Genomic DNA, 18,450 nt, shown 5'->3' on the forward strand with positions numbered 1-18,450 from the left:
ATAGCAGCCATACCCTGCGGGCAGTGCCAAATATATCTGTTTTTTCCTCCTCAGGCATCGACGCCACTGGATTTCGCAATCCCAGCACACTTTGATCAGGCTCCTTCTGGCATTGTTGCCATCTTATCCTGAGATGCACCTATGATGTATTAACTTAATTACCTAAAAAACTGTTGCCGTTTTTAGAACAATTTGCATGTGAATATTTTCTGCCAGCCAATGATGATAGAGCTCTGTGCTAATACCTGGAAAATATTCATATCTCATGTGTTCTTTCATATTGTATACAAAGGGCCTTATAGATGATGAATAAACCCACATCAGCACCATCCCATTCTATCAAGGGTGTTGATACGAGTTACGCACGCATGCATATCAAAGAGCATCACGACCACGCTTCCTCCACCCATGATGCGGCGGCTTCCGCGCATCCAACCACGCACGAGAGCGATAACGATACCGAACTCACCCAAAAGCGCGAGGTTGTCAAAAGTTCAGCCTTACCCGCTACATCCAAAAAGAACAAGCAAGCGCATGGAGACATCCCTACATCAGATACGTTAGAAACAACGCTGCGCTTCCCAAAACCCGGCTCCGACAAGAGTACACCGCTAGCCAGCGATGGTAGCAAGCCACGCATCACAGCCGTCTTACCTGATCCCATCACAGGCAGTCTGAGATACTCCACGTCAGATCTCTATGACCTGACCGTCGTCACGCCTACCCGTAACGAGCGCGATAACGTCCTCCCTCTCCTGAAGATACTCAAGCAAGCGCTGAGTGGTGTCAAGGTCGAGGTGATTTTTGTCGATGATAGCGATGATGATACGCCGGAGATCATTACCACGGCGGCCGAGCATCTTGAGTCGTCATTCTTCTCGATTCGCTTAGAACACCGTCCCAAAGGTCCCGAGCGGGCCGGTGGATTGGCTACGGCGGTCGATCTTGGTTTACATGTTGCACAAGCAGAATATGTCGCCGTGATTGACGCCGATCTGCAACATCCGCCGGAGCAGCTACGCGTCTTCTACGATGAGGCGATTAAGCAGGATGTCGATCTTGTCCTGGCGAGCCGTTATATCAAGGGCGGTAGCTACGGTGGCCTGGATGGTGTCAGTCGTCTAATGTTCTCAGTGGGACTCAAGTGGACAGCAAAAATCTTGTTCCCAACCCAATTAGGACGTGTCTCCGATCCACTCGGCGGCTTTTTCCTCTTCAGGCGCTCAATCCTGAACAACGTCACGCTCCGTCCGATTGGCTATAAGATTCTCCTGGAGATCTTAATCCGCTGTCCCTGGGAGGATCTGGTTGAAGTCCCCTATCATTTTCAGCAGCGAGAACATGGCCAGAGTAAGGCCAATATGCAGCAAGGGCTGATGGCGCTCCAGCATATGGGCAGATTGTTCCGCGAGGTCCCTGCCGCTGGACGGATCTGGAAGTTTGGCGCGCTGGCTGTGCTGAATATCCTCTGTGCCGCTCTGCTGATTTTTTTTGCTAACGCATTTCCGAGTATCTGGCAATCGTTTAACGTGGTAGTATTTGCGCTGCTAGCCGCACTCGACTATCTGTTGGTCAGCCGCTTCATCTTTCCGCCAGCCCCTGTAGCTGAACGTATCCAGGCATCGCCCGTGCAAGATGCGTTTACCGAGCTGGTCGAGGCTCCTTCCACAGTAGGATCAGTCAAAGATAAGTCGCTAAAAAGCCGTGTACTCACGACGCTCTCAATTGTGGTCATCATTTTCGCCATCGGCTGGATCAGCTTTACACTTCCGGGTGCCTGGATAGTGATCGGCGCTCTGTTTGTTGGCTTTAGCATCCTGACCTACAAAAATGTGGCGGATCAGCGTATGATGTCGATGCTGCTGGGCATGCTGGTAGGCATTGCCAGCATCGATTATCTCAGCTGGCGCTTCGTGGTGACGAACTGGGGTGGCTGGTGGATTGCGATCCCGCTCCTGCTAGCAGAGACGTTAGGAGCGATCCACACGCTCGGCTTCCAATATACCTTGTGGCCGTGGAAGCGTCCTTTCTTACGCCTGACGGAAGATCATTCACAGTATCCCATCTACATTTTTATCCCCACCGTCAACGAAGGCTCAGCCATCGTCGAACCGAGTGTCCGAGGAGCTCAGCAGGCACGTGAGCGCTATCTGGAAAACTATCCACACGCACAGGTGACCATCGTGATTTGTAACGATGGCTATGTCGCCAATAATCCAGACTGGCAGGAGATGGAAGATCTGGCACAACGTCTCGGCGTGACCTGCATCACGCGTAAAGTTGGAGGCGGTGCCAAGGCGGGCAATATCGAGCACGCTCGTCAGCAACTGAAGGCCACCGACGATGCTTTATTGGTCATCTTCGATGCAGATCAGATTGCCAAGCCTGAATTCTTATTGAAGACGACACGAGCGTTTGGTGATCCCACCGTTGGATGGGTCCAGACGGGTCAATATTACAGCAATCTGGACAATCCAGTCGCACGCTGGGCCGACGATCAGCAATCGATGTTTTATAATCTGCTCTGCCCTGGAAAAGCGGCACTCAATTCCGCCTTCATCTGCGGCACCAACGTAGTCATCCGCGCCAAGGCCCTGGATCAGATCGGCGGGCTTCCTCAGGATTCGGTGACCGAGGACTTCTCAGCCTCGATCGAGCTGCATTCCTTCTGGCGTAGCGTCTTTTTGACCGATATCCTCGCCACTGGCATGGGACCACTGGATCTGCCTTCGTATCTCAAGCAACAGCGCCGCTGGGCCATTGGGACCCTGGGAGTCCTGCGCACGCACTGGCGTCAGATCTTTTTGCCGCAAAAGCATGGATTAAGTCTGCCACAGCGTATCCAGTATTTCCTGGCGTGTACACACTATATCAGTGGCTTACGCGACCTGATCTACCTGATCAGTCCGATGCTCTTTATCATCACCGCAGTGCCAGCGGTACACGGTTCCACCCTGGACGCTTTCCTCTGGCATTTCCTGCCCTACTGGCTGGTCAGTATCGCCGCACTCTGGTACACTGGACGCGGACTCACAGGACTGCGCGGAATTATCATCGGCTTCGGAAGCTTCCCTGTCCTGATCGAAAGCCTGCTCTCGGTGATCCTCCAGCGTAAAGTCGGCTTCAGCGTCACCTCCAAGCAGAAAAGCAGTCAGCAGTCGTACAACCATCTGTTTGTCTACGTCTTCTTTATGCTGGCTGGACTGTTCTGTATTGCTCTGGCTTTGCTCTCACATGGACGCGAACAAGCTTCTGGCTTTATCAGTGAGATGTGGGTAATCTATTCGCTCTGTATGCTTGCCAGTGTGCTCTGGCTGGGAATACAGGATATCCGCTTCCAGAAAAAATCTCAGGGCGTGGCGGTGGCTACACAGCAGACGTATCCCGCTCGCCTGAGCGAAAGAGAGACCAGTTTACGCCCACTCTGGAACCTGGCGCTGGCAGCCTTGCTCGCCTGTGTCATCTTCGCGAGTGCCAATTTTCATCTCGACAATTCACAGGCCGCTCCTTTTACCATCACGCCTTCCGCCACAGCGCAGCCATTGCTGGGCGTATCGCTACCAGTGCAATTGTTGCAGAACAAGCCAGCCGAGCTGGAGCAAACGCTTGATACACATTTTGCCATCGTGGGTCGGACACAGGATATTGGAGATCAATTTCAGGTTCAATGGGCCGATCAGCTGGCAAGCCAGCATGCACGTCCCTGGATCACATTAGAATTCGGCACGCCAACGGCCAGTGGAGCTCCTCCTGCAAATGCCAGCCTGACAGCGATCGCCAATGGCTTGCACGATGCCGAGCTGACACGCTGGGCCACAAGCTTCCGCAACTATGAGAAGCCAGTCTATCTGACCGTACTCTTACACGTCGACCGCAACTGGGCCATCTCATCGGCAGTTGCCAACGGAGGCATCCCCCAGGACGCACCCAGAGCCTGGAAGCATATACAGGCTGTCTTTAAGGCTGCCGGAGCAGACAATGTTGCCTGGGTCTGGGCACCAGCCGATCCAGCTCATGATCAGGCATACGCGCCACCAGCCAACACCATCAACGCCGTGCTGCTGAGCATGATCAGTTATCCACATACAAAATGGGTTGATCCAGCCACAGCCCTGCAAGCCGTCACGACCCGTTATCCTGACAAGCCAGTGTTTGTCGAGATCAGTGCCGCGGGCAGCAGCACACAAAAAGCCGCCTGGCTGACCAGAGTCGGCAGCGCGATCAATCACGTACAGCATATCTACGCTCTGATCTACCATGAAGGAGCGCCCGATATCAATCCCACGGTCGCCGAAAATAGACAGTGGTCAATGTTATCCGACCAACCATCGAAGCATGCATTAGAAAATGTCATTGCAGACCTGACGCACGCACAATACACGTCACATGCTTCGACCACAAAACAGAGTAGCGGAAATTAAAGGATGATACTGTGATAGAAACTCTCCCGGTGGCGGATAAGATTGTTCCCAAAAAGATCACGAAACGGCATCTCTACTCACAAATAGCCGAATCTAAATGGTCGCTTCCAGCCATTTTGTGTCTGCAAGCATTGATATCGTTATGCACGTTACGCAATACCGCCTTTCAAGATGAAGCTCTCTACCTGTATGCAGGCTCACAAATTGTTCATCATTGGCTGGGCGGTCCGCCCGTGCTTGATCCCTACGCGCAATACTTTTCTGGCTACCCGAACTTTTATCCGGTGATCGGGGGCGCACTGGATATCCTCGGTGGCCTGGAGGCGGCACGCGCTTTCAGTCTGCTTTGCATGCTGATGATTACCGTCTGCGCCTACTACATCACCCGGAAGCTCCTGGGACGCGATTACGCGATCTGGGCGGCCATTCTCCTGGCCTTTCAGGCTCCCGTCCTCTTCCTGGGACGACTGGCAACGTACGATGCTCTCTGCTTGCTCTGCCTGACCACCGCGATGGCTCTCTCGATGCGGGTAGGCTCGGCACGCTCGCCGTGGTGGGCATTGGCAATTGGACCATTATTGTTTCTGGCCGTGGTCGCGAAATATGCCGGTCTCCTTTTCGTGCCATCGGTCTTCGCCCTGCTCGCGCTGTTTACGTTGGAGAAACTAGGCTGGCGAGCGATGTTTATACGTGTGGGACTGGCTTTGCTGACGTTTCTGCTGGTTGGTGGTGCGGCGCTCTTTTCGCTGAGCAAAGACGTGCTGACAGGTATCACCAGCACCACAACCAATCGTGTGGCCGCCATCGCTAATCCGCCCTCGATTCTGCTCACGCACATCGTGGAGTTTAGCGGCATCGCATTGCTGCTGGGCCTCTTCGGCCTGATACTCCTCGGGTGGAAGCATAAACTGATCCCACTTCTCTTGTTTGGCTCTGCACTACTGGCACCAGCGTATCATCTTTATAAAGGGGAGCTGGTCTCGCTCGATAAGCATCTGGCCTTTGGCATGGTGTTTGTCGCACCTCTGATGGGCTACGCGGTTGCCTCTATTGCTCGCTATCAGAAGCGGATCTTCTCCAGCTATTACTGGATGTCGGGCGTGGCTATCTTCCTGATCATTTTCTCGTTAGGTATCCAGCAATCCGAGTATCTCTATAGCGTGTGGATCACCAGTTCAAACATGAACTATATGCTGGAAACACAGATACGTCCCGGTAGCGGTCATTATCTGGCGGAAGACTATGATGTCGATCGCTATTATCAGCAGCAGATCACTTCTTCATGGCAATGGAATAGCCTGGACTATTTCGCCTATACGGATAAGTCTCATCAACAGCTGAGCGGCAGGCCCGCCTATAGCGCAGCACTCAAAGATGGCTACTTTAACGTTGTCGAACTGAGCTTTGGCTACAACGCGGCGCTCGCTCAGTATATTCGTTCCGAGATAGCCACAGATCATAATTACGATCTGGTGGCAAAGGTTCCCTATAAGGATGCTTACGGCACTGGCTATATCTGGATATGGCGTAAACATATATCCTCATAAATGTCCATTGAGCAGCAAAATACCTGGCAGGCACATCCTGTCAGGCATTTTGCTGCCGTGCACCAATCAGCACAGAAAAGCATGTGCAGCACCTGATTGCTAAGGAGCTCTGTTTTCAAATAGTCGCTTCTCTAGTACTATCAGGGTATTTTTATAGTACGAATGCGTTCAAAGTAGTGGATTTCTCCTTTGCCATTATACGCTATTGTTAATTGAAGTGTAGTGATGAGATAGATTCGTAGATATTTTTACAAAGAAATCACCATTATTTTTTTTGTACGGTGATTTCTTTGTTTGTGAAGTGAGGCAATAGTGCATGAAGATATTCCGTCAGCCGCGTTTTTTAGGCTTTGTCGCTGTAATACTGGTGCTGATTATTTCTACCAGTATTTTATTAGTTACCCCTCTACATACCACATTGGCCGAGATCTTAAATCCTCAGCCACCACGCTCGCTGGGAGTCGCTGTCGATGGCTTCCCGGGACAGGCTCCAGCTCTGCTCGACGCCTACTCGAAACAGGTGGGAGGAACTCCTGCAGCCGCTGAATGGTATGTTTCGATGACGGACCCCTTCAATACACAACAGATGAATGCCTTCAGTAGTCGTGGTGTCGTCCCCTTGATCTCATCGGGTAACCCATCGCAGTATACCGACGCTCAGATCGCCAATGGCGCAATTGATCCCTCGCTACATGCATTCGCCCGCGCCGCCGCAGCCTGGGGGAAACCGTTCTTCTATCGCATGGATTGGGAGATGAATGGCGACTGGATGGGCTTTGGTCCCGGCCAAAATGGCAATACGAACGAGTCCTTTATCGCGATGTGGCGGCACGTTGTCACGCTGATGCGGCAGGATGGCATGAAGAATGGCTGGTTCGTCTTTTCGCCCAATACGATCTGCGCCGGCGCCTGTCGAGATTTTACGCCAATGTATCCCGGCAACAACTATGTCGATTGGGTCGGCCTGGATGGCTATAACTGGGGCACCGTCCACTCGTACTCGCGCTGGGACTCCTTCGATACAACCTTCAAGGATTCCTATGACAAGCTGGTTGCGCTGGCCTCCGGCAAGCCGGTGATGGTCGCTGAGACTGGCTCGACCGAGCAAGGCGGCAATAAGGCCGATTGGATTCAGCAAGCTTTCTTTCAAGAGATCCCTGATCACTACTCGCAGCTCAAGCTCATCGTCTGGTTCGATTTCAACAAAGAGACCGACTGGCGTGTCGATTCCTCTTCCGCCTCACTGCAAGCCTATCGTCAGGTCGTCGCCTCATCAAATTATAAAGGAGCTCTCGTTGATCCAACCACGTTGACAGGAACAGCAAACACAAGCACACCTACCGTAGCTCCCACCCTGGCTCCTACGGCAACACCGACCACCGGTGGAGTCTCAACCACCCCGAAACCAACCTCCACCACGACCAGCACGCCAACGGCACATCCGACGGTCACTCCAACCCCAACACTGACTACAGGGAAACCGGGCACAGTCTCCACTCCAATCAAGGGAGCCTATTCCGCTTCCTTTGAGGATGGTACACTCGATGATTGGGGCGGCTACGATACAAGCGTGAGCTTGATGAATAGTACGAAGTTTGCTTATGTTGGTAAGCATGCGCTACAGGTCTCTTATCACAACCTCACAAAGGCCGGCTACCATCAGACCGATATCGCCGGAGGAACGCAGGGTAAGCCCAGTCCGCTACCAGGTCAGACCTTAACAGCGTATGTGTATGTGCCCGCCAACTCGGCAGCAGTATCGGCGCACATCTATATCGAGGACACATATCACGAATGGCATGCGGACTCCATGGTCGCCCTTGCTGCAGGCAAATGGACCAAATTGACGTATGTCGTTCCAGCTAACGTGCCTACTCCAACCTTCCATATGGGCATCCAGTTTGTCAATACAGGCGGTCAGAACTACTCTGGCACCATCTACATCGACAATATCGTCTGGAAATAACATCGAGCGTTTGCGCCATAGGTGAAGAGGGGGAGAAATCCCTCTTCACCTACGGCGCAAACGCTCATCAACGTAGCGGCGCGGCTCCGCCGTGCTGTCTGTGAATCGTATGATTCGGCCTGGGGGCGTCTCTCAATGGAACCCCATGGGCAACATTATCGTACGTGTTACAGACAGCACGGCGGAGCCGCGCCGCTACGTCGGCTGGCTTAATCTCTTTGGGGGTGATGATTCCTTCACGTAACAGTATTGGGCACAAGCGTCCGACACGGCTTTTGGTTTGGAGGCTCTCGTATACTGGTGAGGGGAGGGCTATGCGATGCAACAAAAACCGTACCAGGAGATTAGCATCCATCTTGAGACTATCTCTGAGCTATTTACCATCCCCACACCTGATCCATTTTCGCCACGCGTGCGCTTTGTGCCGGGCATTCTATCCATCCAAACAGCGCTCAGGCCAAGCATCCTTCATCGTGCCAGCAAGACCAGGGTCACGATTTTCTTGCCCGGCGACCAGATTGAGCCCACTGTGGCAACACGCATCAAAGAGGCAATACGGCGCTATACTCTTTTTAAAGCGGAACAAGATCGCCGTGCCAGCATGCAACTCCACCGCGAAGCATTTCAGGCATTACTGGTAGGCATCCTATTTCTTTCCGGCGGACTCTTCCTCCCCACCTCGATTGAGAAAGCACTGGCGCTCCCTACATTTTTCAGCGCGCTGTTCAGCGAGGGATTTACGCTCGCCTTCTGGGTCATCCTGTGGCGTCCGATCGACTTTTTTCTCTTCGATGCATCCTCCACGCGGAAAGAGAAGCGCATCAACAAATGCCTGCTGGAGATAGAAGTAGTGGTCGTAGCGGCATCAGACAACGAACAAAGCAGATCCCCAGCCATAGATATCCATCAAGCAGGCCCGAAGCAGGCATAGTTGATGGATATCCATCATAACATCATTTGAGTTGATGGTTATCGATCCACTTGTGGCCTGTCATCAAGTGTCGCTTAAACGAGCGCGAAAAAATCGTCTGATAGCCACAATTACAGCGGAATGGGGTGGTAATACGCCGGATTACCCAGAGGATAAGCAAAAGTGTTCCGGTTGTCGTTACAATAACATAATCGATCATCGCAATCCTCCTTCAACACATATCATGACTCCTATATAATAGACGTATCAGAAGTACTCTCTATCTAATTAATTGGCATCTATATCGGCTAAAATCTATTAACATAGCCTTACCAATCTATATGAACAAACTATCAGTCAATCCAGAAAAAATGGCACCGATCTTCTTTTCGCTCAAAACATTGAGCTCAAAAAACCTCTCTCCTTGCTTTTCCGGAGATCTTTTGCTACACTGATTTACATCAAAGCAAATTGATGCAAACCAGATTGGAGGATAGAGAGATGGAACATGTACTGGCAACGCCGCCTGAGATACTCAAACTCGTAGGACATTCCGTACGCTGGAACCTCCTGACACGTCTGGCTCGCTCAGACTATCGTGTCCAGGAACTGGTCGCCTATCTCAACCTACCCCAAAATCTTGTCTCGTACCATCTGCGACAGCTCCGAGGAGGAAATCTGGTAACCGAGCGCAAGAGTAATGCCGATGAACGCTCAATCTACTACAGTCTGGATCTGGAACAGTTTCGCTCACTTTATCTGCAAGCAGGAGAGCAACTTCATCCCACGCTCTCCCCCAGGTGGGCCAATCGAGACGACAGGGACCCATTAGATAGTCCATCGCAAGCACGGCTCCGCGTACTATTTCTCTGTACCGAGAATAGCGCTCGCTCGCAAATGGCGGAGGCGCTCCTGCGCTCGATTGGTCATGGGAAGGTTGAAACATGGAGTGCTGGAAGTCATCCAGCAGCAAAGGTCCATCCGCTGGCGCGGCGTGCCATGGAGCAGGTAGGGATCGAGATGAGTCAGGCACGGCCAAAGCATTTTGATGCATTCCTGGGACAACATTTCGATGCCATCATTACAGTCTGTGATCGTGTACGCGAGGTCTGTCCGGCCTTCCCCGACGACCCTGAACGGATTCACTGGAGCTTCTCCGATCCCGCTCTAATCGAAGGATCTGAGGATGTACGCTACCATTCCTTTGAACAAACAGCTCTTCAACTTGCAACGCGCATTCGCGTCTTGCTGACACTCTTAGAGCGCGAACACAATCACCCACTCTAAAAGAGAGGCCAATACATCCAATGAGCTATTCACTTATAACGGATCATCCTACAGAACGTGTTGAGCACACCGAGCCAATCCCACTCTGGTCCTGTGCACTGGCTGAGGGGATTGGCACCTTTGGTCTGGTCTTTGCGGGCTGCGGAGCCATCATGATTGATACGCAAAGCCACGGACAGATCACGCATGTAGGGATTAGTCTTGTCTTTGGCCTGATCATCACTGTCATGATCTACACCTTCGGCCATATCAGTGGAGCCCATTTCAATCCAGCGGTCACGCTCGCATTTGTGCTGGCGCGTCACTTCTCGATGCGACGCCTCTGGATCTACTGGGGTGCACAATTGGTAGGCGCCTCGTTGGCAGCTCTTTGCTTGCGCCTCCTCCTGGGTGAGAGCAACCATCTTGGCACGACACTCCCCACCGGAGGTGGCAGAGAGTGGCAAGCATTCTTCTTCGAAACTGTGCTTACTTTCTTTTTAATGGTAGTGATCATGGCGATGGCAACCGATACACGTGCGGTCGGACAATCTGCGGCCCTGGCAATTGGAGCCACAGTCGCACTTGAAGCCCTCTTTGCGGGACCAATCTCTGGAGCCTCAATGAATCCAGCTCGCTCCCTTGGTCCCGCACTGATCAGTGGCACCTGGGATGCACAATGGATCTATCTCAGCGCCCCATTCCTGGGAGCAATCGCTGGAGCACTTGTATACCGCTGGCTACGTGAGGCAAAGCAGGAGATCGTTATCACACATGCAGAGGAGCAAATATCATGACCGAGATACCAAAAATCCCACAAAGCCCCTGGCGTATCTTATTTTTATGCACGCACAATTCTTCTCGTTCTCAGATGGCCGAAGGATTACTACGAGCACGCGGAGGCGCTACTTACACTGTTTTTAGCGCGGGCACGGAGCCCGGGATCGTCCATCCACTTGCCATCGAGGTTATGGAGGAGGTCGGGATTGATATCAGTGGACACCGCTCCAAAGGCATGGACGAGTTTCGCGCACAGCCTCCTATGGATCTGGTGGTGACGGTGTGTGACGAAGCAGCTGAAGCCTGTCCATTTTTTCCCAACGCTCGGCGACAAGTACATTGGGGCTTCAGCGATCCAAGTCGCGTCGAGGGCAGTAAAACTGAACGTCTCGCGGCGTTTCGACGGGCACGTGATCTGATTGATGCTCGTATCCATCAATTCTTAAAGCTCCAGCCGATCACATTACTGGACCAGTTGTATGCCGCAGCCAAAGCTCAGGAATAATCTCGTGCGTCCTTTTGGTGATGCGTCCGTCTTTCCAGAGAGAAACATGATGCGGTACGAGGAGAAAAGATGATAACGACAACTGAACAAGTATGGAAAGACTTCCACCAGCCTTTATATCGATTCATTCGTCGACGCATTGCCGACGAGGTCACCGCGGAGGATCTCCTCCAGGACGTCTTTCTCAAGATTCATCAGCGCATCGAGGCGCTACAAGATGTCAAGCGGCTGGAAAGCTGGATCTATCAGATCACGCGGAACACGATCATCGACTACTATCGCGGCACCAGGCCAGAGCTGACGCTTGATGCCGCACACGCGCTCGATCTCGCCGATGAGCTCCCGGATGATGATGTGGTCACCGAGTTGTTGCCTTGCGTACGCGCAATGGTAAAAAATCTTCCGGAGCAAGATCGTCAAGCACTCGTGCTGACAGAATATCAGGGACTCACCCAGAAAGAGCTGGGCGAGCGCCTGGGACTTTCCTTTTCAGGTGCAAAATCAAGAGTACAAAGGGCACGCGAAAAGCTGAAACAGCAACTCCTCGATTGCTGCCACTTTGAGCTGGATCGCCGAGGTCATATCCTGAACTATCAGCCGCGCTGCCAATGCTGCGCGGAAGCGACCTGTCATCCCGAACAAAACGCGTGTACCAGACGACAAGAGCCTTTAGCAGCAGCTACAGACATGCATCCTTTTGGAAGCAGATACGTCTCTCCAAGTACAGAAATTTGAGAGGTAGCAGAGTGCTCTCCTCCGCGTATTTCTGGAAAGGAAAGATGTCATGAATATAGTTCCTCAAACCGATGAGCAGCCGCAAGAGGTACCTTGTTGTGAGCCAGACTGCTGTGGTCCAGATTGTTGTGGTCCAATCTGCTGTACTCCCCGGGAGACCCAGCCCGTTGACGTAGTGATCTAACCCGCCAGGATGACGCCTTGCTACCGCACTTCTACGATAAGTTCGATCTCTACTGGTGCACCGCCAGGCAATTCGGCGAGGCCAAGAGCTGCTCGTGCGTGCTTGCCGGCCTCGCCAAATATCTCTTCCAGGAGCAGGGAGGCTCCATTGATGACCTGTGGCTGTCCACCGAAGCCTTCGGCTGAGGCGACTGAGCCGTTCAATTTGACGATACGCGTGATTTCGTCAAGGCTGCCGGCCACGCTGCGGATCGCAGATAAGCAATTGAGTAAGGCGATACGTGAAGCCTGTTGTCCCTCTTCGATAGTGACGTCACGACCGAGTTTCCCCTGGATCGTGAGTTTGCCGTCGACGATGGGTGTCTGTCCGGATGCAAAGATCAGTTTGCCGCTCTTGACGGCTGGCACGTAGTTGGCGGCCGGTTTCGGGGTGGGGGGAATTGTTAAGCCTAATTCCTGGATACGTCCTTCAAAAGACATGTTCGATTGATCCTTTCGTTGCTGCTACTGTCGTCGGCCACGTGCCGCGACAGGCCATACCTCTTTTACCATACCACCCTGCACAACTATCAGTTCGTCGGAAAGGTTGACCGAGGTACAGACGTGATTGGGAAAAAAGAGCAGTTTATCGCCAATGGCGGGTGAAAAGCCTGGGGCCAGACGTACAATGCCATGCTCCTCGCTCATGCGTTCGACGATACCACGTCGCCCATCGACGGTCACTCCATAGCCGTCCAGGCCAGCGTTCGCGGGAATGATGTCGCCACAGAAGGTTTTTGAGCCCGCATCAATGACGGCGCTATCCTCTGAGGGACGACTTACGACGGTCGCCAGCACCGACAAAGCTATCTCAACCGGCGTACTGATACCGGCACGCGTGGTCATGCGATCGAAAAAAACGTATGTTCCGGGCCGCACTTCGGTCACGCCGGGGACGTGGGCCGCTGCGGTCGATGTAGGAGTCGAACCAACACTGATAGCTTCAATGGGAATGCCAGCCGCACGCAGATGCTCGGCCTGCTCAACCATCCACATCCCCTCCATGAGACCTAATTCGTTGGCATCTTTGGACGGAGCACCCGGAAAAGAGGTGCCACGGAAAGTAAAGATACCATCCAGGCGCAAGCCCGGCGCAGCCAGCACTTGACGACATAACGCTTCGGCAGCCTCGGGCAACACGCCAGTACGCTTGAGTCCCGAGTCGAGCTCAAGACGCACATCTAATGTGACACCGGCCGCGCTGGCAGCCTCCGACAAGTGTTGGATGCCGATGGCACTTTCAACTCCAACGATTAAGCGACAACGACTGGCCAGTTGGGCCGCATGGCGAGCCTTCTCACGTCCGATCACAGGATAGGCAACAAAGATGTCTCTCACACCATTTTCTACATAGATATCAGCTTCGCTCAATTTAGCACATGTCAGACCAACCGCACCGCCCTCAAGCTGCATGCGAGCAATCTCACGCGTTTTGTGCGTCTTGATGTGTGGACGTAGCTTCACGCCCGCGTTCTTGGCGATAGTAGCAAAGCGTGCAATATTGGCATCCAGGCGAGCAAAATCTACCAACAGAGCCGGTGTATCGATCTCCTCCACACGGCTATTAATCAAGGACATTTCTTACTCCTTACACACAAACATATCTGCATGATAATCAATCCTGTGCCACATCCCGACGACCGGTCGCAAGCAGATGGCCAGGATACTCTGCCTGAAGCTGATTGGTAAGTACAACCGCTCTGCCCGCCACGATCACGGCGGAGATACCTTCTGGATAGCTCTGCGGCTCGCTGTAGGTGGCACGATCACCAATAGTCTCTGGATCAAAGATCACCAGATCAGCAAGCTTGCCCTCCTGGATCAGGCCATGATCGGCCATGCCAAAACGCTCAGCCGGGAAGGCGGTGATTTTATGGATAGCTTCTGCTAATGTCAGACTTTTGAGCTCGCGCACATAACGCCGCAGGTAGCGCGGAAAGGTACCGTAGAGACGCGGATGTGGACGTCCCGAGCGTAATGGCAGACCATCAGAGCCGATCATGGCAAAAGATGATTGGATCACCTGATCCACATCGTGCTCATGCATGGAGAAAACAACGATCGTAATCCGCCCCTCCTCCTCTAACAGGAGACGAAAAAGCGCCTCTTCGGGCGTAAGGCCAAGTTGCGTGGCGGCCTCGGCGATAGTTAATCCCTCCAGAGCGCGATTAGCCTCGTGCTGCATACTCGCCAGCACGATACGCTCCCATCCCAGCATCTCCACTTGATTCTCCCAGCCGGGCAGGCCATGTACAAAATCCTGACAGACACGACGGCGCACGGCAGGGTCCTGCAAACTGCGCAGCGTCTGCTCCAGACCACCCTCCAGCAGCCAGGGAGGCAGGATCTGCGTGATCGTCGTTGAGCCAGCGGTGTAGGGATACATGTCAACGGTGATAGAAATCCCGCGTGCTCTCGCCTCCGCAATACGGTCTAGAGCCCGACTGATGCTTCCCCAGTTGCGACGTCCAATGATCTTCAGGTGACTGATATGAATTGCAACGTTGGCCTGTTCCGCCAGAGCAATCATTTCCTCTAAGGAGGAGAGCATCTGATCTCCCTCGCCACGCATATGCGAGGTGATCACTCCTCCATAACGACTCACAATCCGAGCGAGACGCAGCAGTTCGGTCCTGGGAGCATACATACCAGGCACATACATCAATCCCAGCGAGAGTCCCGCCGCTCCCGCTTGCATCGCTTCGGCGACCAGCGCCTCCTGAGCCAGCATCTCCTGCTCGCTCGCCGCACGTGCATCAAAACCCATCACAGCCACGCGCACAGCTGTATGTCCAAGCAACACACGCACATGCTGGCCCAGCGGTTGAGCATCTAATGCCTGCATGAATGCCCCCATCGTCGGCCAGTCCCAGGGCTGATCATCGGTACCAAGCACAGCCGAGGCGTAGAGTTGCATTGCTTGCATGTGTCGCGGGACGGTCGGTGCCATACTGAAGCCGCAGTTGCCGATCACCAGCGTAGTAATCCCCTGATGAACCTTCGGCAGCGCGATATGCTCCCTCATCACTACTCGATCATCATGCGTATGAGCATCAACAAATCCAGGCGACACAACTTGATTATCCACCACAAGGATACGCTGCGCCTCTCCCTCTAGAGAGGCTCCTACCGCCACAATACGCTCACCAACCACGCCAACATCACCCACAAAGGCGGCTTTTCCACTGCCGTCCACGATACGAGCGGCACGAATCAGCAGATCATACATGACAAGCACGCTCCTTTCACAGGATTTCTCTGCCATTAGTATACTACTTATTCGCTACCGGTCATCAGACAACGCTATTTCACATTTTGCCAGATCCAGCGGGGCAACATCCAATTAGCGTACTTAGGTCAAGCGAACCAAAGCGGCAACGAGGACAAACACACTTGCACGAGACAAAATACGGCCCTCTTGACATACCTACTTTTCTGTAGTAACTTTAGATATATATCTAAAGTTACTACGGGAGGTCCGCTATGTCACAGTTCAGTCATGATGCTTATTCCTTGCGCCCCATGCCAGTGATCGAACTTGAGGGCGAGGTCCCACTGTCCCTCGATTCCTCGCCTCTCTATGATCTGCTTGAAAGTTTGCGTGTTCTAGCAAGGCCTTCTCAGAAGGGGCGCTGGCACGAATGGAGAGGAGAAACGATCGCCTGGCTTCAGAGCAAGCAACCGGATCTGCTCCCGGAGATACGCCGCTGGTTTGCCGATCCCTTCTCGCTTGGCATGGCGAGTATGGCACTCATCCCGCTGCTCCAGCAGATGAACAGCGCTGAAGCGTTTCTGACAGTGCTGGCACACCTTCCCATTCTCGACTTCCTGCGTCTCGCCATCGTTAACGGACCCACTGATCCCGAGACTCCTCTCGACGCTGCGACATTGCTTGCTCTCCAGCAAAACCCAGTGTTGGCACGTACTTTTGCAGATCGCTACCTACGCTTTACCGGCAGACAACGTATGCTCCTGCTTCAAGCCTTACAGGATACTGAAAGCACACGTTCCAAGCTGCTGAGTATGCTACGTCGCTACTACGAACAGGTCTATGCCCCCCTCGAAGGACAGATTCAAGAAGAGCGAGAACAGGCTGTGCGCCGCCTGCAAGCAGAACTCAGCACAGAGTCGCCACTACGTGCAAAAATCATCGGGAGATTCAACCTGAGTGATTTCACTCCGATCATCATTGCTCCATCGGTTTTCCTGGAGCGCACCGTCACCTCATACGTCCATGAAATCACTCGCCCGTTGCTTGGCAACAGCACTTATGAACCATGCATTCTGCTCATTGGCTCTCAGCGTGTACTTACCCCACAGCGCAAGCCCGGACGTGACCTCACCACACTCGGGACCGGGAGCGGAACCCCCGAACAGTGGGCCACGCTCTTCTCTCTGCTCGCCGATCCTTCCCGTTTGCGTCTGCTCCACCTGCTGGCTGAGCGCCCCTACTACCAGCAAGAACTGGCCGCGGCGCTGAATCTCAGCGGAGCCACCGTCTCGCATCATCTGGCTCCGCTCCTCCACGCGGGGCTCATCCGTATGGAGCGCCAAGCCCATCGGACCCATCTCATACTCCAACGGGAGGAATTGTCGAGGCAACTGCAAGCGAGTCAGCACTTTCTGCTCCCACCGTCCAAGACAGCATTTTAGCTTCGATTCAATAACATAATTTTTCTTCTGTTCTAGTTGAGCTCTTGAGGTCTTTGAATCATAAAATGTCCAGCGTCCATTTGAACCATATCGTGTCCAATTAGTCAAGATTGATGGCAAATCACAATGACGATGAAAGTTCTGATCACCACCTCTTTCCGCTTTGCACGCGCCTTCCAATCGCGCTCGTTTACCTTGCTCTGGATCGGACAGACCGTCTCACGCCTGGGCGACTTTGCCTTCACGACAGCGCTTGCCTGGCAGGTCCTGCTCCTCACGCATTCGGGTACGGCGATGGGCCTTGTGCTCATCGCATCCAGTGTTCCCCAACTCCTCTTTCTGCTGATTGGGGGCGTGGTTGCTGATCGCCTCCCAAAGCTGCTCGTGTTACTCTGCTCAGATACCGGGCGTGCCATCGCAGTGTTGAGTATCGCTCTGTTGAGCTGGTTGCACCTACTCCAGTTCTGGCATCTCATGGTCCTGGCACTTATCTTCGGCATCGCTCAGGGATTTTTCTTCCCTGCCTACCAAGCTCTTCCTCCACAACTGGTAGAGACCAAAGATCTCTCCTCAGCCAATGCCCTCACTGGCCTGAGTCGGCAATTGGGCACCCTGTTTGGCCCCTTGCTTGGCGCAGTCTTTATCGCGAGCTCCGGTCCTACATTCGCGTTCGCTTTCGATGGCATCACCTTCATGATCTCCGCCCTTTGTCTCTTGTTGATGGGCTCACGCTTGCGCATGTTTTCAGCCTCTCTGAAAAAAACTGATCAGCCTGAGGCTGCACCACAACGTGGACTTCAAAAAGCACTGTTCGATATGCGCGAAGGACTAGGCTACGTTGTGCGTTCACCGTGGCTCTGGGTGACGATCCTGATTGCCTCACTGGGTAACGTTGTCCTCGGAGGCACTATCCAGGTCGCCTTCCCACTTCTGATTAAGGAGGTCTATCATGCCGGTGTCTGGCTGCTAGGAGTGCTTGGGGTGGCGGCAGCTGGTGGCTCTCTTCTTGGAACACTCCTCGTCGGTACGCTTGCTCGTCTGCGCCGTCGTGGCCTGATAGGCTACCTGGGCCTGATGGTTGGGAGCATTGGCATCGTTCTCATAGGCTTACCATTGCCACAGGGCAGCGAACTATGGATGGTGATCGGTGGAGGAGTACTCTTTGGCGCAGGATTGAGCGTCTTCGATGTGATCTGGGTCACCGTGCTCCAAGAAATGGTGCCGCTGGAGAAACAGGGACGTGTCTTCAGCATCGATGCACTCGGTTCCTTCGGACTCCTGCCCATTGGCTATGCACTACTTGGCATCTCGACAGACGCCTTTGGCCCTGCCAGAATCTTCCTTGTTGGTGGCATCCTCAACATACTCCTGTGCCTGCTTGGTCTCTGTGTGCGGAGCGTGCGAGAGATTGAGTAGCGTGCGATGAACGTAATGAAGTGGGTTAG

Annotated in this window: 15 protein-coding genes; 11 read left to right on the forward strand and 4 right to left on the reverse strand. The window is 53.3% G+C overall.

Going from position 1 to position 18,450, the window contains the following annotated elements; translation table 11 throughout:
• Nucleotides 1-302: 302 nt before the first annotated feature.
• The 4 genes from AC27N8_RS05235 to AC27N8_RS05250 all read left to right on the forward strand — a co-directional run bounded on the left by AC27N8_RS05235 (nucleotide 303) and on the right by AC27N8_RS05250 (nucleotide 8,865).
• A complete protein-coding gene (locus tag AC27N8_RS05235; protein WP_487064659.1) occupies nucleotides 303-4,421 on the forward strand; it encodes a glycosyltransferase in 4,119 nt (1,372 codons plus the stop codon).
• An 11-nt stretch (nucleotides 4,422-4,432) separates the two neighbouring features.
• Complete coding sequence (locus tag AC27N8_RS05240; RefSeq protein WP_487064661.1) at nucleotides 4,433-5,968, forward strand: glycosyltransferase family 39 protein; 1,536 nt, start codon at nucleotides 4,433-4,435, stop codon at nucleotides 5,966-5,968.
• A 316-nt stretch (nucleotides 5,969-6,284) separates the two neighbouring features.
• Nucleotides 6,285-7,934 (forward strand): glycosyl hydrolase, encoded by a 1,650-nt coding sequence (locus AC27N8_RS05245; RefSeq protein WP_487064663.1) that lies wholly within the window; start codon nucleotides 6,285-6,287, stop codon nucleotides 7,932-7,934.
• A gap of 319 nt (nucleotides 7,935-8,253) precedes the next feature.
• Complete coding sequence (locus AC27N8_RS05250; protein ID WP_487064665.1) at nucleotides 8,254-8,865, forward strand: hypothetical protein; 612 nt, start codon at nucleotides 8,254-8,256, stop codon at nucleotides 8,863-8,865.
• 22 nt (nucleotides 8,866-8,887) lie between these two features.
• Here the strand turns inward: AC27N8_RS05250 and AC27N8_RS05255 are convergent, their stop codons facing one another.
• A complete protein-coding gene (locus tag AC27N8_RS05255; RefSeq protein WP_487064667.1) occupies nucleotides 8,888-9,064 on the reverse strand; it encodes a hypothetical protein in 177 nt (58 codons plus the stop codon).
• 281 nt (nucleotides 9,065-9,345) lie between these two features.
• On the opposite strand from AC27N8_RS05255, the gene AC27N8_RS05260 reads away from it, so the two are divergent.
• The 5 genes from AC27N8_RS05260 (at nucleotide 9,346) to AC27N8_RS05280 (ending at nucleotide 12,314) form a co-directional block, all read left to right on the forward strand.
• Nucleotides 9,346-10,131, forward strand: a complete 786-nt coding sequence (locus AC27N8_RS05260; RefSeq protein WP_487064669.1) for an arsenate reductase/protein-tyrosine-phosphatase family protein — start codon at nucleotides 9,346-9,348, stop codon at nucleotides 10,129-10,131.
• A gap of 20 nt (nucleotides 10,132-10,151) precedes the next feature.
• Nucleotides 10,152-10,907, forward strand: a complete 756-nt coding sequence (locus AC27N8_RS05265; RefSeq protein ID WP_487064671.1) for an MIP/aquaporin family protein — start codon at nucleotides 10,152-10,154, stop codon at nucleotides 10,905-10,907.
• Nucleotides 10,904-11,395: an arsenate reductase ArsC gene (locus AC27N8_RS05270; RefSeq protein WP_487064673.1), complete on the forward strand. Its 492-nt coding sequence runs from the start codon at nucleotides 10,904-10,906 to the stop codon at nucleotides 11,393-11,395. Before AC27N8_RS05265 ends, AC27N8_RS05270 begins: the two co-directional genes overlap by 4 nt.
• 69 nt (nucleotides 11,396-11,464) lie before the next feature.
• The gene (gene sigZ, locus AC27N8_RS05275) at nucleotides 11,465-12,130 is read left to right on the forward strand and encodes an RNA polymerase sigma factor SigZ (RefSeq protein WP_487064675.1); all 666 of its coding nucleotides are present in this window, start codon (nucleotides 11,465-11,467) and stop codon (nucleotides 12,128-12,130) included.
• Nucleotides 12,131-12,179: 49 nt separating this feature from the next.
• Complete coding sequence (locus AC27N8_RS05280; protein WP_487064677.1) at nucleotides 12,180-12,314, forward strand: hypothetical protein; 135 nt, start codon at nucleotides 12,180-12,182, stop codon at nucleotides 12,312-12,314.
• A gap of 20 nt (nucleotides 12,315-12,334) precedes the next feature.
• On the opposite strand, the gene AC27N8_RS05285 is transcribed toward AC27N8_RS05280, so the two are convergent.
• The 3 genes from AC27N8_RS05285 to AC27N8_RS05295 are packed head-to-tail and all read right to left on the reverse strand — an operon-like array spanning nucleotide 12,335 to nucleotide 15,581.
• Nucleotides 12,335-12,793, reverse strand: coding sequence for a RidA family protein (locus tag AC27N8_RS05285; protein WP_487064679.1), 459 nt, complete (start codon nucleotides 12,791-12,793; stop codon nucleotides 12,335-12,337).
• A gap of 24 nt (nucleotides 12,794-12,817) precedes the next feature.
• Nucleotides 12,818-13,930: an alanine racemase gene (locus tag AC27N8_RS05290; protein WP_487064681.1), complete on the reverse strand. Its 1,113-nt coding sequence runs from the start codon at nucleotides 13,928-13,930 to the stop codon at nucleotides 12,818-12,820.
• 37 nt (nucleotides 13,931-13,967) lie between these two features.
• Nucleotides 13,968-15,581, reverse strand: coding sequence for an N-acyl-D-amino-acid deacylase family protein (locus AC27N8_RS05295; RefSeq protein WP_487064683.1), 1,614 nt, complete (start codon nucleotides 15,579-15,581; stop codon nucleotides 13,968-13,970).
• 254 nt (nucleotides 15,582-15,835) lie between these two features.
• On the opposite strand from AC27N8_RS05295, the gene AC27N8_RS05300 reads away from it, so the two are divergent.
• On the forward strand, nucleotides 15,836-17,005 hold the full coding sequence (locus AC27N8_RS05300) for an ArsR/SmtB family transcription factor (RefSeq protein ID WP_487064685.1): 1,170 nt from the start codon (nucleotides 15,836-15,838) through the stop codon (nucleotides 17,003-17,005).
• 126 nt (nucleotides 17,006-17,131) lie between these two features.
• Nucleotides 17,132-18,421 (forward strand): MFS transporter, encoded by a 1,290-nt coding sequence (locus AC27N8_RS05305; protein ID WP_487064687.1) that lies wholly within the window; start codon nucleotides 17,132-17,134, stop codon nucleotides 18,419-18,421.
• Nucleotides 18,422-18,450 lie beyond the last annotated feature (29 nt).

Source organism: Dictyobacter sp. Z7_2, assembly GCF_057551105.1.